Source organism: Paenibacillus tritici (assembly GCF_018207515.1).
GTDB classification, from domain to species: Bacteria; Bacillota; Bacilli; order Paenibacillales; family Paenibacillaceae; genus Paenibacillus_AQ; species Paenibacillus_AQ tritici.
Window position 1 is genome coordinate 3090721 of sequence record NZ_CP073365.1, and the last position, 15365, is coordinate 3106085.

Sequence of the window (15365 nt, forward strand, 5' to 3'; positions counted from 1 at the left end):
AGAATGAATTAAAGGAGGTGCAGCATGAACTCTAATTCAAGCCCGCCCGACGATCATGAGCCAGTCGCACTGATCACCGGGACTTCCAGCGGGTTCGGGCTGCTGACAGCCCTTACGCTGGCCCGCAGGGGCTACCGGGTAATTGCCACTATGCGGGATCTCGGCCGCCAGACTGAGCTGCTTCAGCAGGCTGAACAAGCCGGTGTTCTGGAACGCATTCATCTCATGACGCTGGATGTGACGGATGAAGCCTCGATTGCTTCCGCCCTTCAAGCGATTCTTGGGCGCTTCGGCAGAGTGGATGTGCTGGTGAACAACGCCGGCTTTGCCGTAGGCGGGTTTGTGGAGGAAGTGGGCATGGCGGAATGGCGGCGGCAGATGGAGACGAATTTTTTCGGGCTGATTGCCGTCACGAAGGCCGTGCTTCCCCTAATGCGGGAACAGCGCAGCGGTCTGATCATTAACGTGAGCAGTGTCAGCGGCCTGACCGGGTTCCCGGGATATGGCCCGTATGCCGCCTCCAAGTTTGCGGTGGAGGGCTTCAGCGAGAGCCTGCGCCAGGAGATGCTTTCTTTTGGCGTCCGTGTTGTGCTGGTTGAACCCGGCTCCTTCCGTACGCCCATCTGGGGCAAAGGCATTGCCGGAATCCATAGCAGGGAAGGCTCTCCCTATCAGACCCGGCTTGAAGAGGTGCTGCGTTACTCCCGGCGGGCGTCCGAGACGGCTCCCGATCCGCAGGAGGTAGCTGAGCTCATTGGACGGATTACAGCCAAGCGGGCGCCCAGATTACGTTATCCGGTCGGCAGAGGCTCGCGTGTGCTGATTCTAGGCAAAGCCCTGCTTCCCTGGAAGCTGCTGGAGGGGATCATCTCGAAGTCCCTGCGGGCGATGAAGTGAGCAGCGTCAACCGGGGATGTTTTAGCGGCATGGTTGTATTGTATAAGATGGCAGAACAGAACAGGGGTGTATGCATTGCCGGGAACGGTTGAATTACATATTTGCTTTGATGAGCAAGGCCGCGAGATTGAGGTCCTGGATGTGACTCCGGTTGCCAAGGATACGTACCGGATGGAGGAAACGCCGATTTTTAACCCGGGGATCGGGCTTGGTGACATTATCAGAGTGCGGGAACAGGAGGGCATTGCCTATTATGTTGAAACGGTGAAGAAATCGGGCCTTGTCAGGTATGCCTGGCTGCTCAGCAAAGAGGCGGCGGCTTCCAGGGAGATCCGGAGCTTCACCGAACGGGTTACGGAGCATGAGGGAAGATGGGAGCAGATCTTCGGCGGTTTGCTGGTCGTTCATCTGCCCAAACATGCTGCACTGGAGGCGGAACTGGAAATGTCACGGATTATTAAGCATTTTGAAGACTAATTATACGAATTCGAGGTGGAAGCACGATGAGAAAATTTCTGAAGCAATGGGTGCCGAGTATCGCGATCGGTATTATTCTATCCCTGTTTATCCGGACTTACGTGGCTGAAGCAATGAGAGTGCCCACAGGCTCCATGATTCCGACCATTGAGATTAACGACCGGCTGGTTGTGGACAAAATGCTCTGGAACTCCTCGCTCAAGCACGGCGATATTGTGGTGTTCCATCCGCCGGTTACGGGTGAGGAGCATACTAGATATGTGAAACGGCTGATCGGCCTGCCGGGAGATACCATTGAGATCAAAGAGGGCACCCTGTACCGCAACCATGAGGAAATTGCCGAGCCGTATCTCCAGGAAGCGATGACCTATACCTTCGGGCCGGTCACCGTTCCCGCAGACCACTATTTTTTCCTGGGCGATAACCGGAACGTCAGCTTTGACGGGCATTTGTGGGATACCCCGTTCGTAGGCAAGGATCAGCTGATTGGCAAAGTGCTGTTCGATGTGAATCAATTGTTCTAGCGTAAGCAGGTAGAGTCTACGGTAGAATCGGATAATCCACGACGACAACGTTCTCTATAATTCCTTCCAGCATGGACACAAAACGCTGATGGGCCGGATGCGGGCCGTATTGGCGCAGGGCTTCCTGATCCTCGAAGGTCACGCGGAGCCCCAGTGTATAGCCGTGGATATTCTCCGTCTCCTCTGTCACATTAACGCCTGCCGTGAGGTCTGCAATACCTGGGATTTGTCCCTTCAGCGCCCGCAGCGTGCTTAACAGGCCTTCTTCCCGACTTGGTTCATACTGATCATTGAATCTGAAGACAACCAGATGTTCATACATATAGATTCCTCCCTAAGGTGTGGTGTACTGATGTAAGCGATTATACTACAATGGTCCATTGGTAGGAATAGTACCCCGTGAAACGGCTAATTACCTGGACGAAAGACAACGAAGTTAGGCTGAAAGGCGAGAGATTTGTCAAATGGCCCCGAACAGAATATGGAAAGGCGTCTAAAGACAGGGATTCATTGGAACTAGATTGCGGGGAGTTTGTGACTTTCACCGGATTGTTACTTTGCCGTCTGTTGACTATGATCAAGTGGAGAATTACGGAATATTCCTAAAGGGGTGCTGAAACTTGAAAGTACATGTCACGGATCTGAAGCACGGTGATTGTCTCATGGCAGACACTTTCAACGGTGTAGGTCTTCATGTTCTCCCCAAGGGGACTCGTGTAGAACGCGAAGAAATTAGTATCCTGATCCGGCATAAAATTCACTATGTGGATATCGAGCCGCGCAGTGAGCTGCATCCGGACGCCGCACCAGAGCCCAGCCACGGGCTGCACGATGATTTTGATCTTGCCATTTTGAATTATGAGGGGATTTTTCTCGAAGCCCTGACTAAGGGCAGCTTCTCGCAGTCCGCAGTGGATGATACGCTGAAGCCGCTTCTGGAGACCTTGGCCGGGCAAAAGGATGTCGTCTCCCTGCTGCTCCTGCTGGACCGGGATGACATTGATACATATCACCACTCTTTACAGGTGGGCTTATTATCCTATTATATTGCCGCGTGGATGGGGTACTCCAAGGAGGAGCGTTACCTGATCAGCCGTGCGGGTTACCTGCATGATATCGGCAAAAGCCGGGTGCCCCTGTCGATTCTGAACAAGCAGGGTCCGCTGACGGAATCCGAGAAGGAGGAGCTGGCACGCCACACTTCCTATGGCTATGATCTGATCCGCGGCTCCCAAATGGACGAGGTTACCGCGCTGGTAGCCCTTCAGCATCATGAATATGAGGATGGTTCAGGGTATCCGAACCAGCTGGTCAAGCAAAAGATTCACCCCTATGCACAGATTGTCTCAGTAGCCAATATCTATATGTCGCTGACCACTTCTACTGCGAACCGGCCCAAGCAGGGGCTGGTTACCGTGCTGCGTAAGGTGCATGAGATGGGCTTCGGCAAGCTGAACGAGACGGTGGTGCAGGCGCTTACCGGACATTTGCTGCCCAGCTTCGTCGGCAAGAATGTCCAGCTCAGCAACGGGGAAGTCGGCATGATCGTGATGAATAACCCGCTGGACCTGTTCAAGCCGCTGGTTAAAGTGGGCGAAGGCTTCAGAGATTTGTCGCGTGAGCGCAGCTTGTCCATAGAAGAAGTCGTTAACTGATATACCGGATTGAGCGGTGCTCCCCAGCGCGGCCTCCGGCCCTTCGGAACGGCCATACTGTCCCTGCGGATGGTGTGGCTTTTTTGGTGTTCCTGAGATGATCCGGTGACCGGAGGAAGGTTTGTGTTCGCGTGATAGATTGGCTATGATTAATGAGAGATGGAAGACTTCCATAGAGATTCTAGTAATTCTGTGCAGCAGGATAAAGGAGAAATTAAGATGAATACCGACAACCAGCTAGAGAAATTGAAGCAGCTCAAATACGAGCTTACCCGCTTCATGATGATCTACAAATTCGCCCTCGCCGAAATGGAGACCAAGATTGATATCCTCAAAGAGGAATTCCAGCTGCTCCACGACTACAGTCCGATCGAGCATACCAAGTCCCGGCTCAAGTCCCCTGAGAGTATTATGAATAAAATGCTGCGCAAGAACAGCGAGCTGTCCCTGACGGAGATCAGATCCAGTATCAAGGATATCGCCGGGCTGCGGATTACCTGTTCGTTCATTTCGGATATCTATCAGGTCAGCGCCATGCTGCAGAAGCAGGATGATCTCAAGGTGCTTGCGGTCAAAGACTATATCAAGAATCCGAAGCCAAACGGGTATCAGAGTCTGCATCTGCTGATCGAGGTTCCCGTATTTATGTCGGACTGTCAGGAGCATGTCTGTGTAGAGGTGCAGATCCGTACCATTGCTATGGATTTCTGGGCCAGTCTGGAGCACAAAATTTTCTATAAATACAGCCAGGCGGTTCCTGAGCATCTGACCCGTGAACTGAAGAATGCGGCGGACAAAGCGAATGCACTTGATCTGCAGATGGAGCGGCTGCACCGTGAAATTAAGGAAATCAAGGACTCTCAGGAGGAGGACTCTCTGTCCGGGCTGCGGGAGATTATTCTCAACAACCAGCAGTTCAATCTGCCGGCCAACTTCATTAAGCTGTTAAGGGAAGGGAACGATTCCAGATGAGTGAACAGCACCTTGGTGCCATAACAGTGAACCAGGCGGGTTACCCAAGCAGAGGGGAGAAGCTTGCCAAGTTCACCGGGGAGACGTCCCGTTATCAGGTTATCGACGCAGCAACCGGGAATGTGGTATATACCGGACAGACGGGGACTTATGTTGAGGATAAGTCCAGCGGCTGCCGTGTGCATACCGGGGATTTCTCAGCGCTAACCTCACCCGGGAAGTACCGGATTGAAGGGGCTGCGGGTGAGCGGTCTGCTGCATTTGTAATTGCTGACAAGCCTTATTATGAGCTGCAGCAGGGGTTACTGAAGGCATTCTATTACTACCGCTGCGGCGCCCAGCTTGACGGGGAGTACGCCGGAGCCTGGGGGCATAAGGCCTGCCATCTGGCGGAAGGAACGGTAATCGGCCAGCCGGAGCTGAAGCGGGACAGCAGCGGTGGGTGGCATGACGCCGGCGATTACGGTAAATACTCCGGGCCGGGAGCGAAGGCTGTGGCGGATCTTCTTCTGGCCTGGGAGCTGTATCCTGCGGCGTTTGCCGGTGTACATACACTGCCGGAGAGTGACGGTGTGATGCCGGATATCCTGCTGGAATGCAGAGTGGAGCTGGACTGGCTGTTCAAAATGCAGGAGACCGGCAGCGGCGGGGTCTACCACAAGCTGACCACACAGCATTTCCCGGGGCTTGATGTTATGCCGGAGGAGGATACGGCGGAGCTGTATTTCTCGCCGGTCTCTGCTACAGCCACGGGGGACTTCGCCGGGGTGATGGCGATGGCGGCGCGGATCTACCAGCCGTTCGATGAGGCATACGCCGCACGGTGCTTGGAAGCCGCGCGGACTGCCTGGAGCTGGCTGACAGCGCACCCGCATGTGCCGGGCTTCACCAATCCGCCCGGAATTACGACGGGGGAATACGGCGATGAAGTGGACAGCGACGAGCGCTTCTGGGCAGCGGCGGAGCTATTCCGCACTACAGGAGATGAATCCTACCATAGTGCGGCCCGTGAACTTGCCAAGCTGTCCTTCCCCAAATACAGCCTCGGCTGGGGGGACATGGGCGGCTATGGCACACTGGCTTACCTCCTGCAAGGGGAAGCCGGAACGGACCCTTCCCTCTATGCGAAGCTGAGGGAAGGGTTGCTGGCCGAAGCCGCGCGGCTGCTGCGGCAGAGCCGTGAAGACGGCTACAGAATCTCGCTGCTGGAGGAGGATTACATCTGGGGCAGCAATATGCTGGTCATGAACAATGCAATGCTGCTGCTGATGGCGGAGCATGTCAGCGGGGAGCCGGAATATGCGGCTTGTGCCCTCGATCATCTGCATTACCTGCTCGGCCGCAATGTGCTGGGGATCAGCTATGTGAGCGGCTTCGGGGAGCATGCGGTCAGGCATCCGCATCACCGCCCGTCTGTGGGTGATCATGTTCTTGATCCTGTTCCGGGGCTGGTGGCAGGCGGCCCCGACCGGGGCCTGCATGATGAATACGTACGGGAGCATCTTCAAGGCAAACCGGCAGCCCAGTGTTATGCGGATCACGAAGACAGCTACTCCACGAATGAGGTGACGATCTACTGGAATTCACCGGCGGTGTTCGTGACGGCGAGATTCAATTGCTGATTAGACGGGAGCCGGGACAGGCAACACACTCTCACCATTGAAGGGGCGAAGCGAAATGAGTAACAGCCAGGCAGAGCAGGAGTTAGAGTTGTTAAAGTACCCGATAGGTAAATTTGCTGCGGTGGAGAACCGGACGGCCGAAGCACGGGAAGCGTCGATAGTGATCCTGAAGCAGCTGGCGGATGAATTGCGGGCTGCCGTAGAGCCGCTGACGGCTGAACAGCGGAATACGCCTTACCGGCCGGACGGCTGGACTGTGATCCAGGTTGTGCATCATCTGGCCGATACGGGCATGTATGCATACCTCCGCTTCAAGCGGGGGCTGACGGAGGAAGCGCCGCAGATTTCCAGCTACAGGCAGGACCTGTGGGCGGAGCAGAGTGATTATGCCGATGAACCGGCGGAATCCTCACTCCAGCTGGTGGAGCTGCTTAACCGGAGATACGCAACCCTGCTCACCTCGCTGAAGCCGGCTGATTTTGACCGGATCTTCGTGAGTGCCGGTCTGGGCACAATGACTTTGGATGCGGCACTGCAAAGATACATTTGGCATAGCCGCCACCATATTGCCCAGATTACAGCATTGATTCAGCGAAGCGGCTGGTAGAAGCGGCTGGTAATTCAGGCTTCTGCAATGGATGATAGTCTAACAGACGGACCAGGGGACTTCCTGCCGTCTGTTTTTTTGTATGCCAAGTATTCATCTGTTTCCCGCTGAAGCGGCTGCGCTATCTTCATGAGGATGGTATGCCCGTTTTTTCGGGCCAAATGAGCTAATGAGGAGCAATAGTGCACCTTAATTCAGCGGACGCGGGCTAGAGAACGAACGGGACGGGTCTGGAGTAGTAGGAGCCGGGAGTAGATGGATTTCCTCCACTTGCTGATGAATGAATGCACGCTGCGAGAACAGGAGGTGGATAAACAACACTTAAATGATCGGATTTCACCCAAAGCAGCTTAATCCACCACTAGTAGATGCTGTTTATCCACTTGCTTCCGTAGATTCGGCAGAAACGGGGAAATTAGGATACGTTTATCCACTTGCTCCAAATTTGCTCGGTTACGAATGCAAATAATCGTCACCTGGGCATGGGCGGATACATACTCTGTAGCAGAACGATAAAAAACGGCCCTGAGGAAAGGACGGATTTGCGTGACCTCTTATATGGATTATACGTCACCGAATACACAGTTTACGTTTGATATGAACTGCAGCACCTTATTCAAGAAGGATGATTGCAATTATATCAATGTGCTGGGGATCAAAAACTTGAATACACTGGAGAATACCTCGCTGCTCGATATTTTTCTCAGTCAATCCAATGTCGTCGAGCCGCATTATCATCAAAATGCCGCTGAGCTGGTGTATTGTATCTCTGGCGCGGCAGTGGTGTCCCTGATTAATCCGTTCACGAATGAGCTGCTGCATTTCCCGATCACTCCGGGCCAGGTCGCCAATGTGCCGCAGGGCTGGTGGCATTATGAAGTGGCAACGGTGGATTGTACTCATCTGCTCGCGATATTCGACGCCCCCACGCCGGAGGTCATTCTCGGCTCGGATATTCTGAGCAAGACCCCGGCCAATGTGCTGGCACATACTTATTGTCTGAATGAAGCACTGGTCAAGGAAGCGCTCGCTCCGGTTAAGCCCCAGACTCTCATTGGTCCGCCTGCGGATTGCTGCCCTCCTCCGCAGCACTTATCCGAGAACATGAAGGGGACCCATATCGCTCCCGCCAATATGTCACCCATGATGGCGAATGCGAACATGTCGCCGTATATGCACCAGCCGCAGGCATCGCAGTCCTTCGGCTATCAGCCAATGGCGGTACACGGTTATTATACTCAGCCGTATACCCATCCGTACGTCCAGCCCTACCGCCAGTTGCCCTATGTTCAGGGGAATCCGCAGAGTGCACATGAGGCTGGAATCGAATAGGGGAGCTGGCATGGACAACAAGACGGCTGTACATTCTGTGGATACAGAATATACGCCGTCTTTTTGCTAATATGAATTATATGTTTGCCGGGAAAGCTTACGCTGCCAAACGCAGATGTATCCTCAATTCTGTCTGTCCGCGATCTCGAACGATTTCAGGTAGTTCTGAATATCATCCTGAGGCGTCTGGAGCAGACTTGCCAGCATGCTCTGAATGGAGCGGAGTGCTGCAACCTTCTCGTCGATTTCGGTGATTTTGTCGCGGACGAGTTCCTTTAATGATTCCTCATCCATCCTGGAGCCGAGCAGGGCAAGCGCCGCCTGAATTTCATTCAGCGAATACCCCAGCGATTTGGCATCCTTGATGAACTTCAGCTTCACCAGGTAATCCGCAGAGTAGATCCGGTATCCCTTCGCCGTCCGCTCCGGGACGGGCAGGATACCGCTGTCTTCATAGTAACGGATGGTTGCTGCGCTTACCCCGGCCTGCCGGGCCAGCTTGCCGCGGGTCATTCCCTCCATCGGGCACCTCCTCCTTTATTCGATATTTATCTACGGCTATTGTCTCTTTTGCGTATAGGTCTGGTCAAAGTTCACTTCCGGATATTCAGCCGAAGGACCGTTCAATAGAGCCTGCGGCTCGCCTTTCAGATATTGATCGAAGAATGACCGTACATAAGATCTGGTAATATCTACAGTATGCACCGGATCGAGACCATTTGCGAATAAGGAAGGCGACAGCAATGCAATCTCGGTGAAGCTCTGATGGATGAAATGATTGATGGTCAGATAATAGGTATCCCCGGAGCTGCGGGTCATCACAGACTCCAGATCGGGAGCGAATTCCTCATAAAAGACCTTGTCCTTCTTCGTTGCAGCCGGATCAAGACTCTGAGCGGTACCACCTGTCATCATATACATAAACGGCTGCTTAAGCCCGGCATGCGCAACCTTCCCCCAGAAGCCGCCTTCCAGACTGATGCCTGCCTTGAACCGCTTATCCTGGGCAAGTGACTCAGCAGTGGTTGCCCCGCCATAGGAATGACCGAAGATCCCAGCACGGCTGAGATCCAGCTTACCCTGGAACAGTCCGTTTGGGTCCTGATTGTTCCATTCCGTCAATGTATCCAGCACAAAGCTGGCATCTGCTGCACGGATTGCGATCCCGTTCACATTGTGATTGTAGAGCTCTGCAGAAGTATCGAATTCGGGATCAGGCACGTAATAGACTGAATCTCCGTCTGGGTAAGTGACTTTGGCTGAGGTATAAGGATGGTCCATCCCGACTACGATATACCCTTGGCTGACCAACTCTTCAATCACTGACATACTTTGAAACCGGGTGGAGCGGATTCCCGGCGAGAACAGCAGTACCGGATAGCTCGCTTCTTCAGCAGACAGCTGTACTCCATCGACGACATGGGTAGGGATATCGGTGACATGACTGAACAACAGCTTCGGCAATCCGAATACAAGGCTCACCGCTTCTCCTAAGGCCGAAGGATAATGGCCTTTTGGCTTACCCTCAGCGAGTTCCGGAGCGACCGGGTACCAGACATTGATCATCAGCTTCCGCTTGTCGCCTTCCTGCGGGCTTAGTGTCTCGTCACGGCTCTCATCCGTAAGCTCTCTTGCTATCGTTCCGATGGCATAGTGTCCTGTTGGTTCGGGTAACGTGAACATGGGCAGCAGCCGGCTCGCATATATGGATACACCTGCCAGAAGGAGGATAACGATCAGCAGCAGGCTTTTCCATAGCTTCGTTGATCTCTTCGGCCGGTCCCGTGAGTCTTGCTTCAAGAGCCTGAAGCTCAGTATGATCAGCAGCCCTAGTGCTGCGGCGTAGGCCGGAGCCATCTGGATACGGTAATTCTCTATCACTCCATGCAGTCCCATGGCTGTAATTACAGCCAGCAGCATTCCGGTATCCAGCCGCCGGTCCTTCTTCCTAAATAAAATCCCCGCTGTGGCAGCCAGAATCACAACAATAATTACAATCTCTAATCCTCTCATTTGCAGTACCTCCACCTGTAATTGTCTGTTACAGGGATAGCATAAAGGTTGAAGTATACTTCAAGGTCAAGGCTTAATTAGCCGGTATAAGTGACAGTCAACGGAGAGCCCTGAGATGGAAAGCAAAAAAACGGCAGTATGTTCTGTGAATTCAGAACGAACGCCGTCTTTGTTATAATATAAAGCTAGGATAAACGGACAAGCACGCGCCCCCGGGTGTGCGAACGGAGAATATCCCCGAGCGCCGCAGGCAGCTCATTCAGGGAAATCTCACGGTCCACAAGCGTATCCAGCACCGCAGGCTTCATGTCGCCTGCCATGCGCTGCCAGAGCTTGGTCCGTGTTCCGATAGGACAGGAGACGGAGTCGATACCCAGCAGGCTGACTCCGCGCAGGATAAACGGCAGGACTGTCGTTGGAACCGCAGTGCCTGCGGTTAAGCCGCTTGCAGCCACGGCGCCGCCGTAAGCGATTTGGCTCAGCACGGCAGCAAGCGGGGCACCTCCGACAGAATCTACAGCCGCCTGCCATTGCTGCTTATCGAGCGGCTTAAGCGCACTTCCGGCCACCTCTGCACGGGAGATGACCTCCGCGGCGCCAAGCGCCTGCAGATAACCGGCTTCATCCGTTCTGCCGGTACTGGCGGTAACCTGGTAGCCCAGCTTCGCCAGTATGGCGGTTGCCGCACCTCCGACACCGCCGGTGGCACCGGTGACGAGTACTTTTCCCTGACCGGGAGTCATTCCTTGTGCTTCCAGCGCCTGCACAGACAGCGCCGCCGTGAATCCGGCTGTGCCATAGATCATAGCTTCCCGCAGGGTTAAGCCCTCCGGCAGGTCCACTACCCAGTCCGCAGGAATGCGGGCGTACTCGCTGAAGCCTCCGAAGTGGGAGACTCCGATCCCGTAGCTGGTGGCAATGACAGACTGGCCTTCGCGGAAACGCTTGTCCGTAGAAGAGACTACCGTCCCGGACAGGTCAATTCCCGGAATGAACGGATAATTTCGCACAATATTACCATTCGGGATACTTGCCAGTCCGTCTTTATAGTTTACACTGGAATAAGCTACCTTAATTAAGACTTCACCGGCGGGCAGGTCCTCCACCGACAACGATTTGACCTCTACAGAGAATGGTTCTGTCTTGTCCACTACCAAGGCTTGAAAAGGGTTAGTCATATTTGCTCGCTCCTTAAAATCGGTTATATACTATTTATTCTGACCGGTTAACTTGTTAAACACAATGATATCTTACACAAAATTGCCTGATTTGCGAATGAAGAGGAGAGGTGAACTCTGGTGGGAGTTAACATGCGAAAGGTCATTCTTACAGCAGCCATCTGCCTCGTTCTGGGCGGGGGCACATGGTACGGTTATACGAAGGCTGATTCCAGCTCTTCTATACACAGGCTGCGGCTGAGTGATGAAGAGCCTGCACGGTATCTGCAGGGAGCAGAAGTATTGTCTCTGGATCAGATAGAGCTGTCGCTTGGCGATCAGAGCCGTCCGGGGGATTATATCAGTATTCCTAACCATACCGAGGTGTTGTGGAGGAAGGCGGTTCCTACTCCGGCAGGAGGCGGGGAGCTGATCAAGTTCGTACAGGGGGGAAGCGCTGTGTTCCCTGCTCCAGAGGTTACCTATTATTGGCTGTGCTATCAGCGCCCCGGGAAGAGTGCCGACGTTAATACTGTAACCTACTATATTGAGGCCAAAGTACTGGGAGAAGATGAAGCTGCTGCGGAGAAGGAGCTGCTGAAGCTGGCTGAGCAGTGGGAGATCCCGGGTTGACCAGGAAAAGTTATGTACATCGTGTGAACTGTAGTATATTGTAGATAGCATTCATCCGTCTGATGAGGGAGGCAACTCTATGTCCATTGCAACAACGATGATTATCCGGCTTGAGATCCGTAAGTCCGAAGCTTCTTTTGGAGATGTGGCGTCCAAGCTGGCGTCTGCCGGCGGTGATATTGTAGCGATTGATGTGATCCGCGGAGGTAAGGATGTGACGACCCGCGACCTTACGGTTAATGTGCAGGATGCGGCGAATGAAGAGATTATCAGAGTACTGAAGAATATGCCGGGTATCAAAGTCATCAATGTCTCCGACCGGACCTTCCTGGCTCATCTCGGCGGCAAAATCGAGGTTACCCCGAAGATGCCGATCAAGAACCGGGAGGATCTGTCCCTGGTCTATACCCCCGGCGTAGCCCGTGTCTGTACGGCGATTGCCGAAGATCCGTCGAAGGCTTATTCCCTGACGATGAAAAGAAATACGGTAGCTGTCGTCACTGACGGTACCGCAGTGCTGGGGCTTGGCGATATCGGTCCGGAGGCGGCGATGCCGGTGATGGAAGGCAAGGCGATGCTGTTCAAGCAGCTGGCGGATATCGACGCTTTTCCGTTATGTCTGGACACCAAGGACCCGGAAGAGATTATTCAAATCGTGAAAGCGGTTGCTCCGGGCTTCGGGGGAATCAATCTGGAGGATATCAGCTCTCCGCGCTGCTTCGAGATTGAGCGGAGGCTGTCCGCTGAGCTGGACATTCCGGTCTTCCATGACGATCAGCACGGCACGGCGGTTGTTGCGCTGGCGGGTCTGCTGAATGCGCTCCAGGTTGTAGACAAGACAATCGAGGATTCCAGAATCGTAGTCGTCGGCATTGGTGCGGCAGGGGTGTCGATTTGCCGTCTGCTCCTGGCAGCGGGGGCGAAGCAGATCTATGCGGTAGACCGGGCAGGGATACTGCACCGGGATGAAGCCTACTCGAACCCCGAGTGGAGCTGGCTGGCCGAAGCTACCAACCCTGAGAATCTGAGCGGAGGATTAGACGCTGCCATGCGCGGGGCGGATATATTCATCGGGGTCTCCGGGCCAGGCATCCTCAAGGTGGAGCATCTGAAGACGATGGCCCCGGACAGTATCGTGTTCGCCATGGCTAACCCAACCCCGGAGATTGAACCTGAGCTGGCTGAGCCTTATGTCAAGGTACTGGCTACCGGAAGAAGCGATTATCCGAACCAGATTAACAATGTGCTCTGTTTCCCCGGGATTTTCCGCGGCGCGCTGGACTGCCGGGCGAAGACCGTGAATCTGGAGATGAAGCTGGCAGCGGCGCAGGCCATTGCAGCCGTGGTTCACCCGGATGAGCGGAATGAGCAGTACATCATTCCTAGTATTTTCAATGAGAAGGTTGTGGAGCAGGTCCGTCTTGCTGTGATTCGCGCAGCTATAGCGACTGGCATCGCCCGGCGTGTGCCGCCGGATATCAGTTGAGGGAACGGCTTACCGGGAGAGTCCGGTGACGCTGAATACAGGGAAGGTGAACAAGCTGTGGCCCATGGGCTGCGGCTTTGTTTGCATAGGAGCCTACAGCTGGCCCGGTGGACAAGTCTTGTGCAGATGCGACGGGGGGAATAGGTGGATTTTGTACACTTGCTGGTAGACGTTGGGGCGTTGGCGGGACAGCAGTTGTATAAACAACACTTAATTCAGCAATATTCAGGCAAAGCGATAAAATCCAACATAGCAGATGCCCTTTTTCCACTTGTTTCGTGAGAATCCTCTGATTCCGAGAAATTAAGATACGTTTGTCCACTTGCTTGCCGCTGGGGAGGCCGAGGGGACCTTCGGGATAAGGCTGATTGGTTTAAATATGAGGGACAGCATGGTAAAATATACAAATGGATACAATGATTTTTCATTCAGGAGGGCCTATGTACCGCAGAATTCATATTATGGGAGCTTCCGGAGCAGGCACGAGTACACTCGGCCAGGCGCTCGCGGCAAGGCTTCCCCATGTGCATCTGGACAGTGACGATTATTTCTGGGAGCAGAAGTACAGTAAGCAAAGTGTTGTAGCAGAACGTCTTAGCAGATTGCGGACCGACCTGGAGCAGCAAGAGCCATGGATTCTATCCGGTGCAGTCTGCGGCTGGGGAGATCCGCTCCGCGATATGTTTGATCTGGTAATTTTCCTGTGGATTCCTGAGCAGGTTCGTCTGGAGCGGTTGCGGGCAAGGGAATATGAACGTTACGGGGATGAGAGTCTGCCGGGCGGGGATAAATATGAGGAGGTGCAGCAATTCATGGCTTGGGCGGCACAGTACGATTCAGCCGGACCGGAGGTCCGCAGCCGGACGCTGCATGAGGAATGGATAGCGGGCTTGAACTGTAATCTTGTGCGGCTGGAAGGGGATCTTACGGTGGAGGAACGGGTGAATGCTGTGCTGCAATATATGTCCGGTTAACTTCTCCTAATCATCTATAGAAAAGAGGACTGACCATGAAGAAGATGATACGTGCGCTGCTGCTTCCCGGACTCTTGCTTCTGCTGCTTACGTCCTGCAATACGGAGACCACTCATTTCAACTATACATTCAAAGGTGAGGCCGAAACCTGGTCGGCGGTATATAAGCAGGAGGCCAGCCAGAAGCTGATTACCCGACGAGATAAAGTAACCAGTGAAAGCTCCAAGCAATATACATTCAATCTGCATTACAAAGGTGAGCCGTCCGATCTCGAAACGATTAAACAGATGAAATATACTTATAAAGGCCGGGGAAGCGGCGGCAGCCAGAATATTGAAGGCCCTGTTCCTATAGGAATGCTGAAAATGGGCGGTTCTGGAAGTGGGACGATAGAGAGAGAGGACTCCGTCATTAAAGTAACGGTGGAGTGGGACGGGAAGAGTGAGGAGTTTGAGCTGAAGAATGAGAAGTAGAGGGCGGCTGGTAACGGCGGTCCAACAACAATAGGAAAGCGGGGTATACCTATCATGATAACAATCGAAGAAATCGGAATAGAATCGCTGGAGGCACTGAACACACTCTATCATGAGTTAATTGGCGGGCCTACGGACCCGGTGAAGCTGGAGACCGCTTTTCGGACCATCCGGGGGGATGAGCGGTATGTGCTGCTGGGTGCTTTTGTAGACGGGGAATTGTTAGGCTCGCTGATGGGGATCGTCTGCCAGGACCTTGTGGGGGATTGCCGTCCGTTCATGGTGATTGAGAATGTCGTAGTCTCCTCCCGCGCACGGCGGCAAGGTCTCGGCAAAAAGCTGATGACCGCTATTGAAGCGATTGCCCACGAACGGGACTGTTATTACATCATATTCGTGTCGGGGGAGAAGCGGAAGGAAGCGCATATTTTCTATGAGGCCATGGGGTATAGAGAGGAGCAGGTGGAGGGATACCGGAAGCATTTGAGCTCGCATTAGGGTATATACAAGTTGCACCAACAAGAGCAGGGAACTTCTCCCTAC

General features: G+C 53.8%; 17 protein-coding genes. 13 read left to right on the plus strand and 4 right to left on the minus strand.

The genetic code is table 11. The features are described from left to right. Positions 1-24: 24 nt before the first annotated feature. From KDC22_RS12845 to lepB, 3 genes are all read left to right on the plus strand, one after another. On the plus strand, positions 25-897 hold the full coding sequence (locus KDC22_RS12845) for an SDR family oxidoreductase (RefSeq protein WP_173125896.1): 873 nt from the start codon (positions 25-27) through the stop codon (positions 895-897). A gap of 75 nt (positions 898-972) precedes the next feature. Further along, the gene (locus KDC22_RS12850) at positions 973-1374 is read left to right on the plus strand and encodes a DUF4265 domain-containing protein (protein ID WP_211723304.1); all 402 of its coding nucleotides are present in this window, start codon (positions 973-975) and stop codon (positions 1372-1374) included. Positions 1375-1400: 26 nt separating this feature from the next. Beyond that, on the plus strand, positions 1401-1898 hold the full coding sequence (gene lepB / locus KDC22_RS12855; RefSeq protein WP_211723305.1) for a signal peptidase I: 498 nt from the start codon (positions 1401-1403) through the stop codon (positions 1896-1898). Between the two features lie 16 nt (positions 1899-1914). On the opposite strand, the gene KDC22_RS12860 is transcribed toward lepB, so the two are convergent. Next, entirely contained in the window at positions 1915-2220 is a 306-nt protein-coding gene (locus KDC22_RS12860) for a Dabb family protein (protein ID WP_216857082.1), read from the minus strand. Positions 2221-2518: 298 nt separating this feature from the next. Between KDC22_RS12860 and KDC22_RS12865 the strand changes: the two genes are divergently transcribed. From KDC22_RS12865 to KDC22_RS12885, 5 genes are all read left to right on the plus strand, one after another. Further along, positions 2519-3553 carry an HD-GYP domain-containing protein gene (locus tag KDC22_RS12865; RefSeq protein WP_173125905.1) on the plus strand — a complete coding sequence of 345 codons (1035 nt, stop codon included), beginning with the start codon at positions 2519-2521 and terminating at the stop codon, positions 3551-3553. Positions 3554-3772: 219 nt separating this feature from the next. Continuing rightward, on the plus strand, positions 3773-4525 hold the full coding sequence (locus tag KDC22_RS12870) for a GTP pyrophosphokinase (RefSeq protein ID WP_211723306.1): 753 nt from the start codon (positions 3773-3775) through the stop codon (positions 4523-4525). After that, positions 4522-6147, plus strand: a complete 1626-nt coding sequence (locus KDC22_RS12875; RefSeq protein ID WP_211723307.1) for a glycoside hydrolase family 9 protein — start codon at positions 4522-4524, stop codon at positions 6145-6147. Before KDC22_RS12870 ends, KDC22_RS12875 begins: the two co-directional genes overlap by 4 nt. A gap of 55 nt (positions 6148-6202) precedes the next feature. Continuing rightward, entirely contained in the window at positions 6203-6754 is a 552-nt protein-coding gene (locus KDC22_RS12880) for a YfiT family bacillithiol transferase (RefSeq protein WP_211723308.1), read from the plus strand. Between the two features lie 546 nt (positions 6755-7300). Then, the gene (locus KDC22_RS12885; RefSeq protein WP_246553545.1) at positions 7301-8086 is read left to right on the plus strand and encodes a cupin domain-containing protein; all 786 of its coding nucleotides are present in this window, start codon (positions 7301-7303) and stop codon (positions 8084-8086) included. 123 nt (positions 8087-8209) lie between these two features. Here KDC22_RS12885 and KDC22_RS12890 read toward each other — a convergent pair whose 3' ends face one another. From KDC22_RS12890 to KDC22_RS12900, 3 genes are all read right to left on the minus strand, one after another. Continuing rightward, the gene (locus tag KDC22_RS12890; protein ID WP_211723310.1) at positions 8210-8608 is read right to left on the minus strand and encodes a MerR family transcriptional regulator; all 399 of its coding nucleotides are present in this window, start codon (positions 8606-8608) and stop codon (positions 8210-8212) included. 36 nt (positions 8609-8644) lie between these two features. Then, complete coding sequence (locus KDC22_RS12895) at positions 8645-10099, minus strand: alpha/beta hydrolase family protein (RefSeq protein ID WP_211723311.1); 1455 nt, start codon at positions 10097-10099, stop codon at positions 8645-8647. 185 nt (positions 10100-10284) lie between these two features. Next, a complete protein-coding gene (locus tag KDC22_RS12900; RefSeq protein ID WP_211723312.1) occupies positions 10285-11277 on the minus strand; it encodes an acrylyl-CoA reductase family protein in 993 nt (330 codons plus the stop codon). A 132-nt stretch (positions 11278-11409) separates the two neighbouring features. On the opposite strand from KDC22_RS12900, the gene KDC22_RS12905 reads away from it, so the two are divergent. The 5 genes from KDC22_RS12905 to KDC22_RS12925 all read left to right on the plus strand — a co-directional run bounded on the left by KDC22_RS12905 (position 11410) and on the right by KDC22_RS12925 (position 15320). Continuing rightward, positions 11410-11889, plus strand: a complete 480-nt coding sequence (locus tag KDC22_RS12905) for a hypothetical protein (protein WP_211723313.1) — start codon at positions 11410-11412, stop codon at positions 11887-11889. Between the two features lie 79 nt (positions 11890-11968). Further along, positions 11969-13375, plus strand: a complete 1407-nt coding sequence (locus KDC22_RS12910; RefSeq protein WP_211723314.1) for an NAD-dependent malic enzyme — start codon at positions 11969-11971, stop codon at positions 13373-13375. A gap of 440 nt (positions 13376-13815) precedes the next feature. Then, on the plus strand, positions 13816-14349 hold the full coding sequence (locus tag KDC22_RS12915) for an AAA family ATPase (RefSeq protein ID WP_211723315.1): 534 nt from the start codon (positions 13816-13818) through the stop codon (positions 14347-14349). Between the two features lie 35 nt (positions 14350-14384). Beyond that, positions 14385-14822: a hypothetical protein gene (locus KDC22_RS12920; RefSeq protein ID WP_211723316.1), complete on the plus strand. Its 438-nt coding sequence runs from the start codon at positions 14385-14387 to the stop codon at positions 14820-14822. Positions 14823-14876: 54 nt separating this feature from the next. Further along, positions 14877-15320: a GNAT family N-acetyltransferase gene (locus KDC22_RS12925; protein ID WP_211723317.1), complete on the plus strand. Its 444-nt coding sequence runs from the start codon at positions 14877-14879 to the stop codon at positions 15318-15320. Positions 15321-15365 lie beyond the last annotated feature (45 nt).